General features: G+C 71.8%; 13 protein-coding genes. 8 read left to right on the plus strand and 5 right to left on the minus strand.

Annotated elements, in window-relative coordinates; genetic code table 11:
- Positions 1-103 precede the first annotated feature (103 nt).
- Both AC5R91_RS19500 and AC5R91_RS19505 read right to left on the minus strand, forming a co-directional pair.
- Positions 104-766 carry a UdgX family uracil-DNA binding protein gene (locus AC5R91_RS19500; RefSeq protein ID WP_495392770.1) on the minus strand — a complete coding sequence of 221 codons (663 nt, stop codon included), beginning with the start codon at positions 764-766 and terminating at the stop codon, positions 104-106.
- 331 nt (positions 767-1,097) lie between these two features.
- Positions 1,098-2,534, minus strand: coding sequence for a cryptochrome/photolyase family protein (locus AC5R91_RS19505; RefSeq protein WP_495392771.1), 1,437 nt, complete (start codon positions 2,532-2,534; stop codon positions 1,098-1,100).
- Between the two features lie 126 nt (positions 2,535-2,660).
- Here AC5R91_RS19505 and AC5R91_RS19510 point away from each other — a divergent pair, with 126 nt between their 5' ends.
- The 3 genes from AC5R91_RS19510 to AC5R91_RS19520 all read left to right on the plus strand — a co-directional run bounded on the left by AC5R91_RS19510 (position 2,661) and on the right by AC5R91_RS19520 (position 5,766).
- Positions 2,661-3,932, plus strand: coding sequence for a mechanosensitive ion channel family protein (locus tag AC5R91_RS19510; RefSeq protein ID WP_495392772.1), 1,272 nt, complete (start codon positions 2,661-2,663; stop codon positions 3,930-3,932).
- Between the two features lie 223 nt (positions 3,933-4,155).
- Positions 4,156-4,566, plus strand: a complete 411-nt coding sequence (locus AC5R91_RS19515) for a hypothetical protein (RefSeq protein ID WP_495392773.1) — start codon at positions 4,156-4,158, stop codon at positions 4,564-4,566.
- A 27-nt stretch (positions 4,567-4,593) separates the two neighbouring features.
- Complete coding sequence (locus tag AC5R91_RS19520; protein ID WP_495392774.1) at positions 4,594-5,766, plus strand: CE1 family esterase; 1,173 nt, start codon at positions 4,594-4,596, stop codon at positions 5,764-5,766.
- A gap of 13 nt (positions 5,767-5,779) precedes the next feature.
- On the opposite strand, the gene AC5R91_RS19525 is transcribed toward AC5R91_RS19520, so the two are convergent.
- Positions 5,780-6,556: an LpqN/LpqT family lipoprotein gene (locus tag AC5R91_RS19525; protein ID WP_495392775.1), complete on the minus strand. Its 777-nt coding sequence runs from the start codon at positions 6,554-6,556 to the stop codon at positions 5,780-5,782.
- A 1,319-nt stretch (positions 6,557-7,875) separates the two neighbouring features.
- Here AC5R91_RS19525 and mscL point away from each other — a divergent pair.
- From mscL to AC5R91_RS19540, 3 genes are all read left to right on the plus strand, one after another.
- Positions 7,876-8,271 (plus strand): large conductance mechanosensitive channel protein MscL, encoded by a 396-nt coding sequence (gene mscL / locus AC5R91_RS19530; RefSeq protein ID WP_495392776.1) that lies wholly within the window; start codon positions 7,876-7,878, stop codon positions 8,269-8,271.
- A 108-nt stretch (positions 8,272-8,379) separates the two neighbouring features.
- Entirely contained in the window at positions 8,380-10,134 is a 1,755-nt protein-coding gene (locus tag AC5R91_RS19535; RefSeq protein WP_495392777.1) for a S1C family serine protease, read from the plus strand.
- Positions 10,135-10,576: 442 nt separating this feature from the next.
- The gene (locus AC5R91_RS19540; protein ID WP_495392778.1) at positions 10,577-11,983 is read left to right on the plus strand and encodes an RNA polymerase sigma factor; all 1,407 of its coding nucleotides are present in this window, start codon (positions 10,577-10,579) and stop codon (positions 11,981-11,983) included.
- A gap of 10 nt (positions 11,984-11,993) precedes the next feature.
- On the opposite strand, the gene AC5R91_RS19545 is transcribed toward AC5R91_RS19540, so the two are convergent.
- Together AC5R91_RS19545 and AC5R91_RS19550 are read right to left on the minus strand one after the other, a co-directional pair.
- A complete protein-coding gene (locus AC5R91_RS19545) occupies positions 11,994-13,667 on the minus strand; it encodes a copper resistance CopC/CopD family protein (protein ID WP_495392779.1) in 1,674 nt (557 codons plus the stop codon).
- A gap of 28 nt (positions 13,668-13,695) precedes the next feature.
- A complete protein-coding gene (locus tag AC5R91_RS19550; RefSeq protein ID WP_495398007.1) occupies positions 13,696-14,421 on the minus strand; it encodes a YcnI family copper-binding membrane protein in 726 nt (241 codons plus the stop codon).
- Positions 14,422-15,310: 889 nt separating this feature from the next.
- On the opposite strand from AC5R91_RS19550, the gene AC5R91_RS19555 reads away from it, so the two are divergent.
- The gene (locus tag AC5R91_RS19555) at positions 15,311-15,955 is read left to right on the plus strand and encodes a response regulator (protein ID WP_495392780.1); all 645 of its coding nucleotides are present in this window, start codon (positions 15,311-15,313) and stop codon (positions 15,953-15,955) included.
- Positions 15,956-16,302: 347 nt separating this feature from the next.
- Positions 16,303-17,628, plus strand: coding sequence for an HNH endonuclease (locus AC5R91_RS19560; protein ID WP_495392781.1), 1,326 nt, complete (start codon positions 16,303-16,305; stop codon positions 17,626-17,628).
- The last annotated feature ends 58 nt before the right edge of the window (positions 17,629-17,686 follow it).

Here is a 17,686-nt window from a genome sequence, read left to right on the forward strand (position 1 = left end):
TCCAGGTTGCGGGCTTGTCCAGGTGGCCGGCTCGTTCAGGTGGCCGGCTCGTTCAGGTGGCGGGGTGGAGCCAGGCGGGCGTCCGATCGGGCAGCCGGGCCGGTCAGGCGGGCGGGGAGCCCTGCTCGCCGCCGACCGGGGCAGGCCGGGCCTCGGCGGCGATCCTCAGGTCGGCGACAAACCCGCCGTACACCTCGTCCCGGCTCGCCGGGTCCGCCCGCAGCACGGCGCTGGGGTGCAGGGTGGCGAGCAGCCGGGCGTTCGACCCGGGCGGCCCGGGCAGCAGCCGTCCGCGCATCCGGGTCACCCGGAACGACGGCCCGAGCAGGGACGCACCCGCCGTCGCGCCCAGCACGACGACCAGCGACGGCCGGATGACGTTCAGTTCGGCGGCAAGCCAGGGACGGCAGGCGGTGACGTGCCGCGCCTGCGGTGTCTGGTGGATGCGCCGGGGTCCGTTGCCCGTGCGGTAGCCGAAGTGCTTCACGGCGTTCGTCGCGTACAGCTCGGCCCGCTCCAGCCCCGCCTCGCCGAGCGCCCGGTCGAGCAGCTTGCCGGCGGGGCCGACGAAGGGCTGGCCACGGCGGTCCTCGACGTCTCCGGGCTGCTCACCGACCACTACCAGCCACGTGCGCGCGGGGCCCGCACCGAAGACGGTCCGGGTACCGGGCAATTCGGCGAGGTCACAGCCCCGGCAGCTCGCGGCGGCCGCCGCCAGCGCCGGCAGGTCCGCGCCGGGGGGGACCGCGACGGGCTGTGTGTCCATCCTGAGATTCAATCGAACGCGCCCATCCGCAGCCCCGCCGGGGTGGGCGTGGCGCGCCACACGTGGGTTGCCCTCCACACCCCACGCGGGCGCGACCACCTCCGGCGGAGCCCGTCACTTCTCCACCGGGCTTCGAGCGGGAGATCCCTGCCCACACACTCCCTGCCCTGGAACAAGGGTGGCCAATCCCCGCCCGCCGTACCCATCGGACCGCACAACCCGCCTGTCGGATTCGCGACACGTGTCGCGCTTGCGGGCAAGCCATCTATCCGCTAAAAGATCCGAACGATGACCGACTCCGCTTCTCGAGTGCGGAGCTGTCCGAGCCGGCTCAGCCGCGGCGGCGGGCCGCCTCGTAACGGGCCAGCGCCTCCCGCCGCTCGGTGGCATGGTCGACCACCGGTGCCGGATACCCCGCGGGCGGGCCGCCGGGCAGCGTCCACGGCTCGTGCACCTTCGCCCCCGGCACGTCACGCAACTGCGGTATCCACCGGCGCACGTAGGTCCCGTCCGGGTCGTACGTGCGGCCCTGCGACACCGGGTTGAACACCCGGAAGTACGGTGCGGCGTCTGTACCCGTACCGGCCGTCCACTGCCAGCCGTGATGGTTCGACGCCAGCTCTCCGTCGACGAGATGGTCGAGGAACCACCGCGCCCCGTGGGTCCAGTGGACGTGCAGGTCCTTGCACACGAACGACGCCTCGATCATGCGCACCCGGTTGGGCACCCAGCCCTCGGCGAGCAACTGGCGCATGCCCGCGTCGACGATGGGGAACCCCGTCTGCCCCCACTTCCAGGCCTCGAATCCGGCCTCCGGCGGGTCGTATGCCATGTCGGCCAGCGCGCCGGTCAGATCCGCCCGCGCCGATGCGGGATTCGCCGCGAGCACCTCGGCGTAGAACTCCCGCCACGCCAGCTCCGACCGGAACTTCTCGGCGTCACGCTCCCGGCCGGCCGCCTGTTCCCTCCCCCCGGACCCCGTCGACGAAGGGGGGGCCGTCGACGCGGGGGGAGCCGTCGACGCGGGGGAGGTGGCTCGGTCGAGCTCGGCGAGGATCGTCCGCGGATGGATGCAGCCGTACTTCAGGTAGGGCGACAGCCGCGAGGTGGTGTCCTGCCCAGGCACATCGCGTCGTTCGGCGTAGCCGGTCAGCGAGCCGTGCAGGAACTCGGCCAGCCGCTCGCGCGCGGCCTTCTCGCCCGCCGCGGGCAGCCGGGTACCCCCGAGGTCCGGATCGGCCGGGATGCCGTCCGAGGCCAACCGTGCCCAGCGCGCGCCGGCCGGCTCGCCGATCGGGCGGCGCCAGCCATGCTCCTTCCACGCCCGGTAGAACGGCGTGTAGACGCGGAACGGCGTTCCGCCCGCCGTGGCCAGCCGGCCCGGCGCGACCGCGTACGGCGACCCGGTCCGGACGAGCTCTCGGCCGTCGGCGCGCAGCGCCTGCTCGACCTCGCCGTCGCGACGCCGCCCGTAGGGCCCGTAGTCCGCGGCGATGTGCACCCGGCGCGCGTCGACGGCCCGCGCGACCGCGGGGACGACGTCCGCCGGATCGCCAACGCGCACGCACAGCCGGCCGCCCAGCCGGTCGTCCAGCTCCCGCAGGCAGCGGTACAGGAACGCGAGCCGGACCGGCCCAGCCGGGCGGCGCAGCACGTCGTCCAGGACGAACAGCACCAGCACCTCGTCGACCCCGTCCGCCGCCGCGCGCAGCGCCGGGTTGTCGCTCAGTCGCAGATCCCGCCGCAGCCAGCAGACCGACACCGTCATGCGACCGGACGGTAGACCGGCGCCCGGCCCTCCCCGCGGCAGCGCGGGACGACGCCCAAAGGACCCGCCGATCTATAGCTGTGCGTCATTGGAAGACTACTGTGAGCTTATAATCGGCGAGTGCAGGTGACCGTCGCCATCGCGTGGGATCGCGGCTTCTCGGACGCCTGGTCCCGCATCGCGGAAACCGGGCCGAAGATCGGCGTCTTCCTCGCGATCTGCCTGTTCGGCGGCCTGCTGGTCCGGGCCGGGGCACGCCTGCTGACCGCCCTGGCGACCCGGCTGGGAATCGATGGGGTCCTTGACCGGTGCGGCCTGCCGGCTCTGCTGCGTCGGCCGGCCGCGGACGTTCGCACGGGCGCGATGCGGGTGCTCACCGCGCTCGGCCTGCTCGCGGTTCTGCGCGTCGCCGTGGGGGTCTTCGGCCCGAGCGCCGCCGAGGACACCGTCACCGACCTGCTCGCGCTGCTGCTGCACACCATGCTCGCCACCGTGATCATCGCGATCGGGGTCAGCCTCGCCCGGCTCGCCCGGACCTTCGTGCGCGAGGCGCTGCGGGAACTCAGCTATGCGCGCGCGGCCGGCAACACGGTGGCCGCCGTGCTCGTGATCGGGTTCGGCAAGGCCGGGCTCGACGAGGTGGGCCTCGCGACCTCGGTCACGACGCCCGTGCTCTGGGCTGTCCTCGCCACCCTGACCGGGGTGATCGTGGTCGGGGTCGGCGGGGGCCTCGTCCGCCCCATGCAGCTTCGCTGGGAGGAGATCCTCGAACATGCCGAGGACACCGCCGCCCAGGCTCGGCTGACCTGGCGCGCACGCCACCCCGACCCCCGTCCCGCCAACCCGGGCCCCAGCACGGCCGACCCCAGCGCCGCCGACCCCGGCGACCCCGGCGTCCCGGAGCGTGGCAACCCGGACCTGATTGGCGCAGACCCAGCCGACGTGCGCCCCGCCGACGTGGACATGGCCGGCGCGGACCTCGCCGGCGCGGACCTCGCCGGCGCGGACCTCGGCGGCTCAGGCCTCGCCAACCCACCCTCCGTCGACCGATCCGCTACCGACAGATACGCCGCCGGCAGGGACCCCGCCGAGGGGGAAGGTTCGTACGTCGACGCCGCCGGGCCGGGAGGCAGCGGGCCGGAGCCCGCGGAGCTGGCCGCCGACCCGGACGTGCCGGTCGAACCCGATCCGACCGCCGGCCCGGTGACGCCGTCGATCCCGGCCCCGGCTTCGGGAGCGGTCGCCGCCACCGCGCCCCGCCCGTCGATCCCGCCGCCGGGTGAACAGGTCCCCTTCGAACCCGCCGCGCCCGACCGGACCTCGGCATCCGCCTCGCCGCCACGGCCGAACGACCCGTCCCGGCCCGCCGACCGGCCCCGACCGGAGGGACCCCCGTAGCCTGTGGCTCGCTCCCGCCTCTACCGTCACGCAGGGACCAGTGGGTGTGCGTTAGGCGAACTACGGCGCGTTCGGCCCCTGGGTGGGGCACTCTGGGAGAGGACGGGATGTCAATGCCGGTCGTGGACCTGAACCGCCCATACCGCCCGGACCCGGGCACCTGACCCGGACACCTGCATCCAGACACCTGACCCAGCCAGGAGACCCGCCGATCGATCTCCACATGACCGATCTTCGCGGCAGGAACCTCATCAACGTCACGAGTGGCGAGCGGAGGGACATCTCGGTGGAGGAGCTTTCGGACATGGAGCGTTCCCGACTGCTCCTCGGCTGGCTGGCGGCGCGGCGCGCGGTGGACAACTGTCTGTCGGACCTGCTCGCCGCCGGTCCCGCGGGAGAACGTCGGGTGCGCGAGTCGCTGGCGCTCGTCGACGACCTGGAGAGTCGCGCCCAGGAGGCATTCGACCGCTACCGCACCGCCGCGGAGAGCACCCCGGCTCCCCCGGCGCGTCCGGCCGGCCGTTGGGCGCCGCCGGCCGCGGCGGAGCGCCCCCGCCTCAATGTGGTCCGCGCCCCGGAGGGCGACCTCGCTCGTAGTAGTTCCAACACGAAGAGTAATCACCGGCACCGGTGACGCCCAGCCCGCGCCCGGCGGGTCAGAATGGCCACCGTGCCGGCCGTTCGTCGCCGCCGCGTCACCGCGGTCTGGCTCCTCACCTTCCTGCTCCCCGTGATACTGGCTGTAACTGGCTGTAGCGGGTTGAGCGGAACCCGTCGCGGCAGTGTGGTCCCCGAGACCGCCCCGACCGCGACGCCGACCACCGGGCCAGACGCGTTCGAGCGGTCCGGCCGCGGCATGCCGATCCGCATCACGCTGCCGCCGCCCGGCACGCCCCGGCCGTACCCGCTGATCGTGGCGCTGCACAGCCTGCACTACGACGGCACCGACCCCAAGGCGCACTGGGATCTCGACGGCCTCGCCCGCACCGCGGGCCTCGCCGTCGTCTACCCGGACGGGATCGGCAAGGCCTGGAACGCCGGCACCTGCTGCGACACCGCAAAGATCAATAATACGGACGACGTCGACTGGCTGCGCGCCCTGATCGCCCACCTGAGTGAGAACTACCCGATCGATCGCACGCGCGTCAGCCTGATCGGCCTGTCCAACGGCGGGATGCTCGCCTACCGGTACGCCTGCGAGCACGGCGACGAACTCGCCGGCATCGCCGTGGTGGCGGCGAGCCGGCAGGTGGCGCAGTGCCAGCCGGCGGCCCCGCTGACCGTCGTCGTCGTGCACGGCGGAGCAGACGGTCACGTCCCCTACCTGGGCTCGCAGTGGTCACCGGTGCTGCAGACGGCGATCACGCCGGTCGAGGAGAGCATGGCGCCGTTCCGCGCGGTGGACCAGTGCCCGCTGCCCAGCCAACCCGGCGACACGATCCTCACCGACTCCACCGGGGTGCCCTGGCACGCCGCGGAGTCACCCATCGGCCTGTCCGCCGGGCAGCAGCCCGGGGTGGCCACCGGCTCGTCCGCAGCGCCGACGCCGACACCGCCCTCCGCGGTGCCGACACCGCCCTCCGGGACGCCGACACCGCTGCCCGACGGTCTGGCCGCCCCCGCCGGCCCCCCTGCCGTGCCCGTGACGGCCGCACCGGTGGCCGTCCGCCGCGAGGCCCGGTGCGCATCCTCGGCCCGAGTCGTCCAGTACCTGCTGCCCTCGATGGCCCACGGCTGGCCGCCCGCCACCGGACCGAACTCCTTCGCCACCACCGGGGTGATCTGGAACCTGCTGGCGCCGGCGCGGTCGGCCCGCCCCGGGCCCCGGATGTGACGGCGAACGCCCGTCAGGCAGCCGGGGAGAACGACGCGCGCAAGGCACCCATCAGCGTGTTCAGCGTGGCGGCCGCGCTGGTCGAGACCCTCGCGATGAGCACGTAGACGGCGCCATCCGCCGCGACCGTCCGCATCAGGTAGGACACGCGCTGGCCCTCACGGTCGTAGGAACCGGCCAGCTCCTGGGTCGGCTGGCCGCTGGTGTCCGTCGCCGGGCCTGAACGCTCCTTCGTCAGCCCCGAGACCGCGTCGAACTCGCCCGCCTGGACGTGCGTGAGCGCCGCCGTCTGGTCAGCGCCGGCGATCCGGGCGACCCCGATCATCTGCGGGCCGTAGTCCGAGACGGTGCCGGGCTCACCGTAGAAGATGCCGGTGTTGTCGCGACGCTGCTTCCACACCGGCGGGTGGGAGAAGGTCGCCTTCTGCAACGGGTCCGTGTACGGGGCCCAGTCCGCCGGCACGGCGATCTGCCCCGCGGCCGGTTGGCCGGTGCTCGCGGCGGCGGACGCGCCCGGCCCGGTCGCCGCCGGCGCGCTGGCGCCAGCGGAGGCTGACGGGGACGGCACCGCGGGCGCGTCCGTGGCGGTGCGGCCGCTGGGGCGCACCTTCTCCCACACGACGCCCGCACCGACCCCCACCCCGAGCGCGACCGCCAGCACCACCAGCGCGACGCCGAGACGGTGCAGGAAGGACATGGAGTCGGCACCGCCACCATCGCGGCGACCGTCGAGTTCGTCGGCCTCGTCGAGGTCGTTGACGTCGTCGGGCTCGGGGAAGTCGCGCTCCATCGCCGCCGTGAGGGGACCCCCCGAGCGGCGCTGCGCGGAAGCCCGATCGCCGCCAGCTCGATGCGGCCCCGTGCGCTTCCTGATCATGGTGGGTGGCGAGTCCGGTGGCCGCTCGCCACCCCGACCGGCGGTGGGGCCGCCGGCGCCGGCCTGTCCCTGGCCGCCCGAGCGCTGTGCCCGGGACGGGCGTGCCGCGCCCGCGGGCCGGTCGGAGCGACCAGGATCGTTGTGGTCGTCGCCGGAACCAGGCGCCGGCCGGCGCGGGCGCGACCGGTCGAGGCGGGTGTCCTCGACGCCCTCGGGTGCGGCGAAGCGTGCCCGCGCGCCGGTGCCTCCGGGCCTGCCCCCGCTCCCGGGGCGGCCTGCCCGCCTGCCAGCGCCGGGCGGCGGGCCGTCGTCGGCCTGGCCACCGCCGGACCCGAACCCCGGCGGGGTCGTCCGATCCCGCGGGCCGGCGTGACCCGAGCGGCCGGGCCGCCCCGCCGGTTCCCCGTCGGGGGCCGGATCATCCGCTCCGGCCGCGCGGACCGGCCGCGACCGCACGACCGCGTGTCGGCCCGTCGTCCCGGTGGCGGCACCCGACCGCGCCGTCGGGCCGCCGGGCTCGCCCGCCATCCGCCGATCGCCGACCGGCGGGACGAGCGCCCTGCGCATGGAGGTTGCGGAGCCGGCCGGGCCCGGGCCGTCGTCTCGGCCCTGCGGGCGGCGGCCTCGACCGTACGGATCGTCTCCCGCGCCGTCCGCGGGCCCGAATTCGCCGCCCGCACCCCCGGGGACATAGGAACCGGTCGGCAGGCCGCCGGGGTCGTAGGAGCCGGTCTCCGTCCCATAGCTCGCGGCCGGCGGCCGGTGGCCGTAACCACCGGAGGCAGGCGGACCGCCATAGCCACCGGCGGCAGGCCGATCGCCATAGCCACCGGGAGCAGGCGGGCCGCCATAGCCACCGGCGGCGGGCGGGCCGCCGTGACCGCCAGGGGCGGGTTGACCGCCATATCCCGCGGCCGCGGCCGGGTGGGATGCTGGATCGGCCGGCGGGTAAGGCCCGCGCGGCGGGAGGCTTCCCCCGGGCCGACGGTAGGCGGGCTGGTTGTGGTCGTCGTCCCACTCGGCCCGTCGCGCACCGTCCGTCACCAGACGACCTCCGATCCCGAGCCCCCGCACACATTCGTTCGTCCCACCGGTGTACCACGGAGTTGCCGACACGTAGCGCGCGCCTAGTTGACAACAGCCCGTCATGGGCATAGGGGCCGGGCCGGATACCACCGACCTGGGGCGATATCCTCCCATGGCGCACTAGGCGCCCGATGGGGGGATCGTCGTTGAAGGGCTTCAAGCAGTTCCTGATGCGGGGGAACGTGGTCGACCTCGCGGTCGCCGTGGTGGTCGGCACCGCATTCACCGCCGTTGTGACGTCGCTGGTGAAGACCATCTTCACCCCGTTGATCGCGGCGATCTTCGGCAAGCCGGACTTCTCGGCCCTCACGTTCACGCTTAACGGCAGCGTCTTTCGCTACGGAGAGTTCATCAACAGTGTCATCGCCTTCCTCTCCGTGGCGACTGTGATCTACTTCGTCGTGGTGCTCCCCCTGAAGACCATCAACGACCGGCGCGCCCGGGGCCAGATCCCGCCCGAGGAGGACCTGGTGCTGACCGATGAGGCACGCCTGCTCACCGAGATTCGTGATCTACTGGCGGAACGCCGTCCTACCTCCTGACCCGGTCGATCGCGGAGGGACTCCGCACCGATCCATCGTGTCGATCGCTTACCCGAACGTTGGTCGGCATTCAGGAATCGCTCAGGCTCGCAAGGGAAAGTGCCTACCATGACACCGCGTCTCCCCTTCAGCAGCGGCGCCGAGGACGCTCAGGCGGACAGCGGCCGGGAGGAGTCCGGCGCCGGGCACGACTCGCCGTCCCCCTGGGCCCCACCCGCCGAAGGCGCATTCGGGTCCCGGGCAGAACAGCCCTACCCGGCCGGCCCCGGCAGCTCCGCGCCCGACCGTCCCGTGACGTCATCGCCCTCCGGCCCGCCCGGGGCGCCCTACGGCGCCCCGGCGCCGATCCACCCGGCCGCCGGCCCCGGCCAGACGGCGCCGTTCAACACGGGCGGTCTCGCGTCCGGGTCCTGGGGCCAGCCCAGCCCGGGTCCGGGGCAGGGCGGCCCGGGGCAGGGCGGCCCGGGGCAGGGCGGCCCGGGCCAGAGCGTCGTCAGGGCGAACGCCGGTCCCGGCGGGGTGAGCGGTCCCTACGGCCCGGGCACTCCGGGCGCCCCGGGAGCCGGCGGCCCGGGCGGGCCGCACGGTCCTGCTCAGCCGCCCGGTCCACCGGCGGGGGGGCAGCCGTGGGGCGGCCAGTGGGGCGCTCCCGGTGGGGGCATTCCTCCTACCACGTATGACATCCACGGCAGCCGACTCGCGACGGCGACAGCCTCCCCGCCGCCCTGGCGGCGGCGCCGACTGGTGGCCGCGGGGCTCGCCATCGCCCTCGTCTCCGCCGGCATCGGGGGTGGCGTCGGCGCCCTTGTCGCCGACAACGACAGCGGGAACACGGTCGTGACCACCGCCGGGCTCGAACGCAGCAGCGACAGCTCCGGCGGGACATCCCCAGCGGCCTCCGGCACCGTCGCCGCGGCGGCGCAGAAGATCCTCCCCAGCGTGGTGACGATCTCCGAGGAGTCGAGCAGCGAGGCGGGCACCGGTTCCGGGACGATCATTCGCTCGGACGGCCACATCCTGACGAACAACCACGTCGTCTCGGGCGCCTCCGACGGCGGCACCCTCACGGTCACCCTGCAGGACGGCCGCACCTTCGACGCGCAGGTCGTGGGGACCGACCCGAGCTCCGACCTCGCCGTCATCAAGATCAACGCTTCGGGGCTGACCGCGGCGACCTTCGGCAACTCCGACTCGTTGAGCATCGGCGAGTTGGTGGTGGCGGTCGGCAGCCCGCTCGGCCTGAACGGCACGGTGACCTCCGGCATCGTCAGCGCCGTGCACCGACCGGTCCGCACCGGCGACTCGACCGTGCAGGACCAGCAGAACACCGTCCTCGACGCGATCCAGACCGACGCGCCGATCAACCCGGGTAACTCCGGCGGCCCGCTGGTCAACAGCCGCGGCGAGATCATCGGGGTGAACAGCGCGATCGCGACCGTCGGCGGCGGGGGGGGCGGTCCGTTCGGCGGCAGCCAGCAGTCCGGCAACATCGGCGTCGGTTTCGCGATCCCCGGCAACTACGCCGAATCTGTGGCCACCCAGCTCATCACCACCGGGCGCGCGCAGCATCCCTACCTGGGCGTCACCGCGTCGACCGCGGCGGAGAACACGCGCTCGACGGCGTCCAGCGGGACCGGTGCGCAGATCCGGTCGATGGTCTCCGGCGGCCCCGCGCAAGGCGCCGGCCTGCGCCCCGGAGACGTGATCACCAAGGTCGGCGACCGGGCCGTCAGCGACGTCGACTCCCTGATCGCGGCGGTGCGCTCGCACGCCATCGGGGACGAGGTCGAGGTGACCTACACCCGCAACGGCCAGACCGGCACCGTGAAGACCCGGCTCGCCCAGCAGCCACCGACCTCCTGATCCCGGCCCTGATCACGGCCCTGAGCAACGCCCTGATCGTCGCCGTCGTACCGCTTCGGAGCCGACATACCGACCCCGCAATAATCGTGAGCCAATCCGGCGGACGGTCGCGAATGGCCGGGCCGGCGTGGAAGGCCCGCTGGGCCCGATCGGTCGTGGAATTCGGGGCATGACCGTCGGCGGGCTATTCGTCCGCCCGTCTTTCTGACTAGTCCGCCGGCGGGACATGCCAACCTCGGCCACGCGCATCGCCAAACATAGTGACTACAAGTAGGCGAAAGCTATCAAAGCGCTACCGACGTGCGGGTCAAGCGATTCGCGCTGTCGAATCGACGACAACAAAATCCGCACAACGTTCACCCGTTAGGGAGGCCCACCTCCTAGCATTGACCTCACGATCCGTTCCGGGCTCGCGGTTAGTCGACCGGGGAGAAGCTAAAGTATGGACGACGACGCGGACCTGGCGGCCCGTGTCCGACGCGGTGATCGGCAGGCGTTCGACGACCTCTACGATCTCTACGCGGACGATGTCTTCTCCATGTGTCTGCTGATCCTTGGTGATCCCACGGTGGCCCGGGCGGCCGCCGGTACGGCGTTCGCCCTGGTCGCCCGCACCCGGCTCAACCCGCTGAGCGACCCGGCCCGGCTGCGGTCCTGGCTGCTGGAACTCGCCCGCGGCAGCGCCCTGGCCTGGTCGGGGTCCCCACAGGCCCGCAGCATCCCGGTGCCCCACGGCGTGCCGCCCGAGGAACTCCTGGTCGGCTCCGTGGTGCCGGCCCCCGCCAGCCTGCGGGTGGGTCTCGCCCGCACCTTCGATCGCGCCGCCGCCGTCGCAGAAGCCGCGGCCGCCAGCCGCCGAGTCGCCCCGCCCGCCGCCCCTGCGGCGCCCCGAGAGATCAGCCTCGTCAAGGCGCCGGCTGAGCCCGCGGCCATCCCCATGTCCGACGCCGCGGAGACATTGATCGCCCCCGCCACCGTGCGCGCGCTGCCGCTGATGCGGATGGACGCCGAGGTCGAACCCGCCGACACCGCTTCGGCGCTGGGCCGGGGAACTCTGGACTGGCGCAGTCGGCCGGCGATGGCTGCCGCGGCGGCGGTCGTCGTCGCCGTGGTCGGTCTCACCGCGGCGATGAACTGGCCGTCGTCCGATCCCCGTCTGATGTCCGAGAACGGTGTGGCGGTGGTGAGTCCGCTGCGGTCCCCCGACAGGGTTCGCCCCGCCACCGCGCCCGCCGCCCCCAGTGGGGGCACCGCGGCTGGCCCCACCGTCGTCCCGACGGTGGCCGGCGCCTTCACCAGCCGGGCTGCGGCGCCCAGGGAGGTACGGCCCCGCCTCGTGGAGCCGATCGCTCGAGACGTGCACAGGTCCGAGCCCTCCGCCGCGCCAAGCACCAACCGCCCCCACGCAACCTCGGCGGTGCCATCGACCACGGCGCCGCGCACCACTCCGCCGAAGCTCCCGGCCAGCACCGCTACGTCCACAACGGCTGCGACCTCTCCGACCCCTGGGACCCCGGGGACCTCCGCATCGACGATCCCGCCGAGGGCACAGGCGCCACAGCCGACAGCCACCGTCCCACCGCTGGTGAGCGTGCCACCAACCAGCGCCGTGTCGCCCCCCACGACGCCGCCGGGTGGAAATGCCCCGTCCGCGCCAGCCGCCCCGTCCAGCCCCCAACAACAATCCGCCCGGCCGTCGGCGGGCCCGAGGACCGGCAGTACCGAGGGCACCCGGAGTACCGAGGGCACTGGCAGGACCGAAGGCACCAGCTCGACCGGCGTCGGCCCGTCCGAGTCCGACGGGCGAATCGTCGGCCCCGTCACCGCGGCGGCACCGGTCTCCGTCTAGCCGACGCCCGTCAGCGGACGGTGTAGAACAGCGTCGTCACATACTGGTCGAAGTCATTGATCCGCAGGGTCAGCCGGAGCTGCCATTTCCCCGCCAAGGGCGCCTGCACCCGGTCGCTGCGTGCGTGCCCCGGCGCAGACAGGTCGAGCGGCACCTCGAACGGCCCAAGATCCGCGGTCGGCAGGGACAGCGCCGCGCTTGCCTGCACCAGCTTCTGCGGCTTGCCACTGGGCGCCCAGGTGTACACGTCGAGCGACTCGGCTCCGATCCTGGTCGGAGCGACCCGGACCTTCACCGTCATCGGGCCGGCGAACGCCGTCCCGGTGAACGGCGGTGCATAGCTGGTGCGTGCGGGAACCATGTTCACCAGCGTCGCGGTGAGCCCCAGCACCACCGCCCCGACGACCAGCTCCGAAACGACACCACGCCGCAGCCCGGTCAGTGCGCCGACGCTGGGCGCCGTCCCCGTCCCCGTCCCATCCGGACCGGAGCGGACATCGGCATGATCACCAGCATAGTGGCGGCGCACCCAGCGCTGGGCGAGGGCGCCGAGAGCGATCATGCCAAGGACAAACCACACCTTGTAGAGCAGCAATCGCCCGTAGCCGGTGTCGATGACCGCTCGAAGCGTCCCGATCTCCCGCCAGCTCTGGAACAGGCCGCTGATCACGATCAGGGCCACGGCCACGGCGGCCACTCTCGACCAACGCGGAAGCACCTCCGCCAGCTCCACCGCCGCGGCCCGCCGGACCAGGAAGAGCGCAATGACGACCAGCCCGCCGATCCACACGGACATGCCAAGCACGTGCACCGTCAAGCTGGCCGTCGCGAGCCACACCAGATCCCCCGCGCTGCCGTGGCCGATCGCCGCCAGGGTGACCGCCACCACGACGCCGAGACCCGCCAGCTCGCACGTGCGCCACACATCCAGCGAGCCGATCCGGAGCATCCGGCGCAGCAGCGGAACCGCGAGACAGAGCGCAAGCAGTCGGATCAGCAACAGGTGACCGAACCGCTCCTCCAGGGTCGCCGACAGCACCGACCAGCGGCCCAGCCCGCTCACTCCCAGCCCGGCGGCATAGGGCCCCTGGAGGAGTAGCTGCCCCAGCCCCGCGAGCGCCGACAGTCCCCACGCCGCCGCCACCAGTTGGCCTGCACCGCTCGTCCGCAGCCCCAACGGCCACAGCATCAGCAGAAAGAAGCAGGCCCCCAGCAGAACGCCGATACCTGCGTAACCAGCGAACCGCGCGACACCGAACAGGAATCCGACCGTCCGCGAACCGGAGGTGTCCGCCTCCGCACTGGCAGCCCCGGCCTCCGGCGGTCCGCCCACGCCGAAGGCGAAGGCACCGGAAATCGGGTGACTGTCCGCAGAGATGACCCGCCAGCTGGCCACGTAGGTACCCCTGGGCAGATTGGGTCGCAGCGCAACCATCGCCTGGGACGCCTTCTGCCCCGAGCGCGCCTGTCCGTCGTCGACCCGGGCACCGGCCGAATCGAGTACCCGGATGGAATCCCGCGAGACCCGAACCGACTCGCTGTAACTGATCACAACTCGAGTCGGCGCCGCGGCGAGCGCCGCGCCGTCCGCCGGACTGGTGCCCGTCAGCAGGGCATGAGCAGACGCCGGCGCGACGCCGAGCCCGAGCCCGATCGAGGTGGTGACCATGGCCAGAACGGCCATGGTCACCACCATCACTCTTCGCACGGAGCTACGCCCGCCGCCGGGAGGTCACGAGCGCGAAGGCACCGGCCAGCAGACCGAGCCCGCCCAGGACCACCCCGACTATCCCGAGCCAGCGGGCGGTCCCGTCGCTGCCATCCGGCTGCGAGGTTTCGGCGGCGTTCTGCGTCGACACCGAATCGTGGCCGCCGGTGGATGAACCCGCGACCGCCCCGGCTGCCGTTACCGTCAGCGATGGCGCCGGCCTCTCCGGTTCGCCGGCTCCAGGCTGCGCGACATCGACCCACCGCACCACGTCCCCGTTCGAATAGGTCTGCAGCGTCTTGAACGTGAGCTGGCCGGCCTTGTCCGGCAACGGACCGGCGGAGACGGTGAACGTGTCAAACTCCCCCGGTTTGATCCCCTGACTCCCCTGCGCCGTCCAGGTGATGCGGGTGACCACCTCGCTCACCTGGCCGTCATCGGTACTCAGGGGCTTCGCCGGCGCCGCCTTCGCGAGCTTGTAGGTCCAGCCGGCCTTGGGCTGCACCGACACCGACGCGAGCGGCGTGTCCACGGGGAACTGAACATCGATGCCGGTGGTGGAAGCGTTGTCCTCCTCGGTCGGCACCTTGAACGAGAGCGTGGCGTAACTACCTGCGGACGCCGTGGACGGCTGAAGGGTGACGTGCGCGGAGGCCGGCACTGTCATGGCGAGTACGGCCGCGCCGGCAACCACGCCGAGTACGCCCACACGCCGAAAAAGGCGAAACATGTAAGTCCTTCCAAACGGTCCCACAGCGCAGCGGGAACACAGAGATTCCGTGTCTCTCGGGCGCCGGAGTGTCGTTCGTCAGGCCATGGCAAAAAGCAGCGGCGAGCATTCCGTGGCACACCGCTCCGTCCGACCGACCTCCGGCTGGCCCGGCGGCGGACCACGCCTACGGGCGGATGGCCCAAGTGGCCGGGTGTGGGGGCGGGGGGCCCGTCGGCGGACGTCGACGCGTGGCACTGGCGGGACCGAGGGCACGGCGCGATTCGCCACCGGCCGGAACAGACGGAACAGGACCGCATGGGGACGGAGCCCGGACGCCGACCACAGCACACGCTCCGCGCGGCGCAGCAGCACCGCGACGCACACCGCCGCCAGACCGTGCGCGAACACCATCCGCGCCTCGATCAAGTGGCCGCCCACCCGATGCGTGTGCGGGTGCGCGAGAGCGAAGGTGATGTGGAGCAGAACCTGGGTCCCCGCGACGCCTGCCATGAGCATCGGAAGGCGCCGCTCCCGGCCACCGAGGCCGTAGGCGATCCGGGTGAGCAGGAGAAAGGCGATGATCATAGTTGTGGCCGGCGACCGCTGGGCACCACCAGCCACGTGCGCCGCCCATGCCAGGCACACGGAGGACGACGCGAAGGTGGCAGCTCGTCCAAGGCGAGCCGTCCCTCCACTCGCCGACCAACCTGTGCTCACAGGGACCAAGACTGCCATGTCCGGCCCGCTCATCGCCATACCCCCTCCCGCAACGTCGCCAAGCCGTCAGTTGTCCTGCTGGCAGCACCCCCCGAAATCCGTCAACCTCGGACGGTCAACACCCATCCACGGGTAGCGTCGGCGTTCTCCGACGCCGGAGCCCAGGATCCCGAAGAAGGGCTGATGCATCGTGCGGGTGGTCATCGCCGAGGATTCGGTACTGCTCCGTGAGGGGTTGCGCCGCCTTCTCACCGACGCCGGTTGCGAGGTAGTCGCCACGGTCGGAGACGGGCCCGGCCTGGTCGATGCGGTGGTCACGCACCAGCCCGACGTCTCCGTCGTGGACGTCCGGATGCCTCCGTCCCACCGCGACGAAGGGCTACGAGCCGCGATCAGGGCTCGCTCCGAGGTCACTGGCTCACCGGTTCTCGTCCTGAGCCAGTACGTCGAGAAACAGTACGCGGCGGAGCTTCTCGCTGACGGCGCTGGCGCCGTCGGCTATCTCCTGAAGGACCGCGTCGCCGACGTGCGTGAGTTCGTTGACGCGGTACGTCGGGTCGCCGCAGGCGGCACCGTCATGGATCCGGAAGTGGTAGCACAGCTTCTCGTCCGGAATCGTCGTAACGACCCCATGTCCTCGTTGACTCCTCGGGAACGAGAGGTCCTCACTCTCATGGCAGAAGGCCGATCGAACACCGCGATCGCCGCACACCTGGTCGTGAGCGGTGGCGCCGTCGAGAAACACATATCAAATGTCTTCTCGAAACTCGGACTCGAGCCGACCACGAAGGACCATCGTCGGGTCTTGGCGGTCCTCGCCTATCTGCGAAGCTGAGCGGCTCGATCGGCAGCTCACCTCCTTCCAGCGGCTCGAATGTTTGATCGATTATGTGGCTCTTGCGCGCCCTTGTCAAGCAGGCCCGGGGCTCACCAACGGATCAAGCAAGAACAGCATGTCCATCCAGACCGCTCCAGTGGACGCGCCAGCGATCACAAGGACAAGATGCGCTCTGCGGAGCACAGAAGCGTTGGTATTGGCGTTGGTATTGGCGTTGGTATTGGCCGCCACAACCCCAAGGGGGACTACCGCATCCGACCACAATGCCGGCCGACCTCCTCGGCGAGAATCGCGTCGGCACGCGACACTTGACGAGGATGCCGACACGACGCACAATCGAACGCATGTTCGATGATGATCTGAATGTCGTCCCCCTCCCTGACCTCGAGGTGGAAGTCTGCAGCTGGGCTGGTCGCATCTCGGCCGCGACCTGCCGCTGGCTGACTCTGATCGCGGCCTTCGACCGCCGGAAGGGCTGGTCTGCAACCGGGCTGCCGACCTGTGCGCACTGGTTGGCCTGGCGCTGCGGGATCGGCCTGCGTGCGAGCTACGAGTATCTGCGCGTCGCTCGCGCACTCCAGACGCTTCCGCAGATCAGTGCGACCTTCGCCCGAGGTGAGATCTCCTACTCCAAGGTCAGAGCCGTCACGCGCGTCGCAACCCCGGACACGGACGCCGAGTGGGCCCGTACGGCCGCGCGATGCTCAGCCCGCGAGCTCGAACGGCTCGTCTCCCTCCAGTCGAAGATCAAGTCGGATGGGCGTAACGACCGCGCGAAGAACAGCGACAGGAAGGACTCTGTGCGCTGTTCCTGGCACTGGAACGAAGACGGCACTTTCTTTCTGATCGCCCATCTCGACTCGGAGCGTGGCGCGGTGGTCGCGAAGGCTCTCGCAATGGCCGCGTCAAGTCTCGACCAGTCAACCGGACCACGCGACGACGGAAAGAGCACTACCGATTCTGCGGATGACGACCTGGAAAAGGCGGTGCCACGGGCCCTGCGAGTCGACGCGCTTGCTGGAGTCGCGGAGTCTTTCCTTGCCCACGGCGCACCGGGGCTGACTGATCCGACCTCCTACACCGTCAACGTGCATGTCGATGTCGACACTTTGATCGGCGGAGCCGAAACTCGTCGGGACGACCGTGCACAGAGGGCAGGAAAGGAGGATCCGAACGGTCGGACCTGCGAGATCGAGGGCGGTGCCACGCTCGCGCCAAGTGTCGTCCGACGGCTGTCCTGCGACAGCCTTCTCCGTGCGTTTCTGACCGACTCGAAGGGAAACCCGCTCGCGCTCGGCCGCACCCGACGGAGTCCATCCACCAAGCTGCGGAGGGCCATTTATGCACGAGATAAGGGCGTCTGCCGGTATCCCGGCTGTCGGCACACCCAATGGCTTCAGATCCATCACTTGCAGGAATGGGGGTCCGAGAGCGGGACGACGGACCCCGCAAATCTGGTTTTGCTCTGTTCACTCCATCACCGGCTGATTCACGACAGAGGCCTGATTCTCGAGCGGCGACCGACCGGAGAGCTCCTGGTCTTCGATCCGGATGGAACGGTCACGCAGGAGGCGCCACCGATCAGCAGCGATCCTGACCCGCTGCGCTTCTTCCGCTCCGCCGCGTCCCGTGGCCCAGGCCACGGATCCTCGGCCGGACAGGCCGCGTGAGCGCCTCCTCGCGGGCCGAGTGCCGGTCGGTCTGCACACGTCGCACTCGACCCGGCGT

It is taken from the genome of Frankia sp. BMG5.60 (assembly GCF_059428125.1).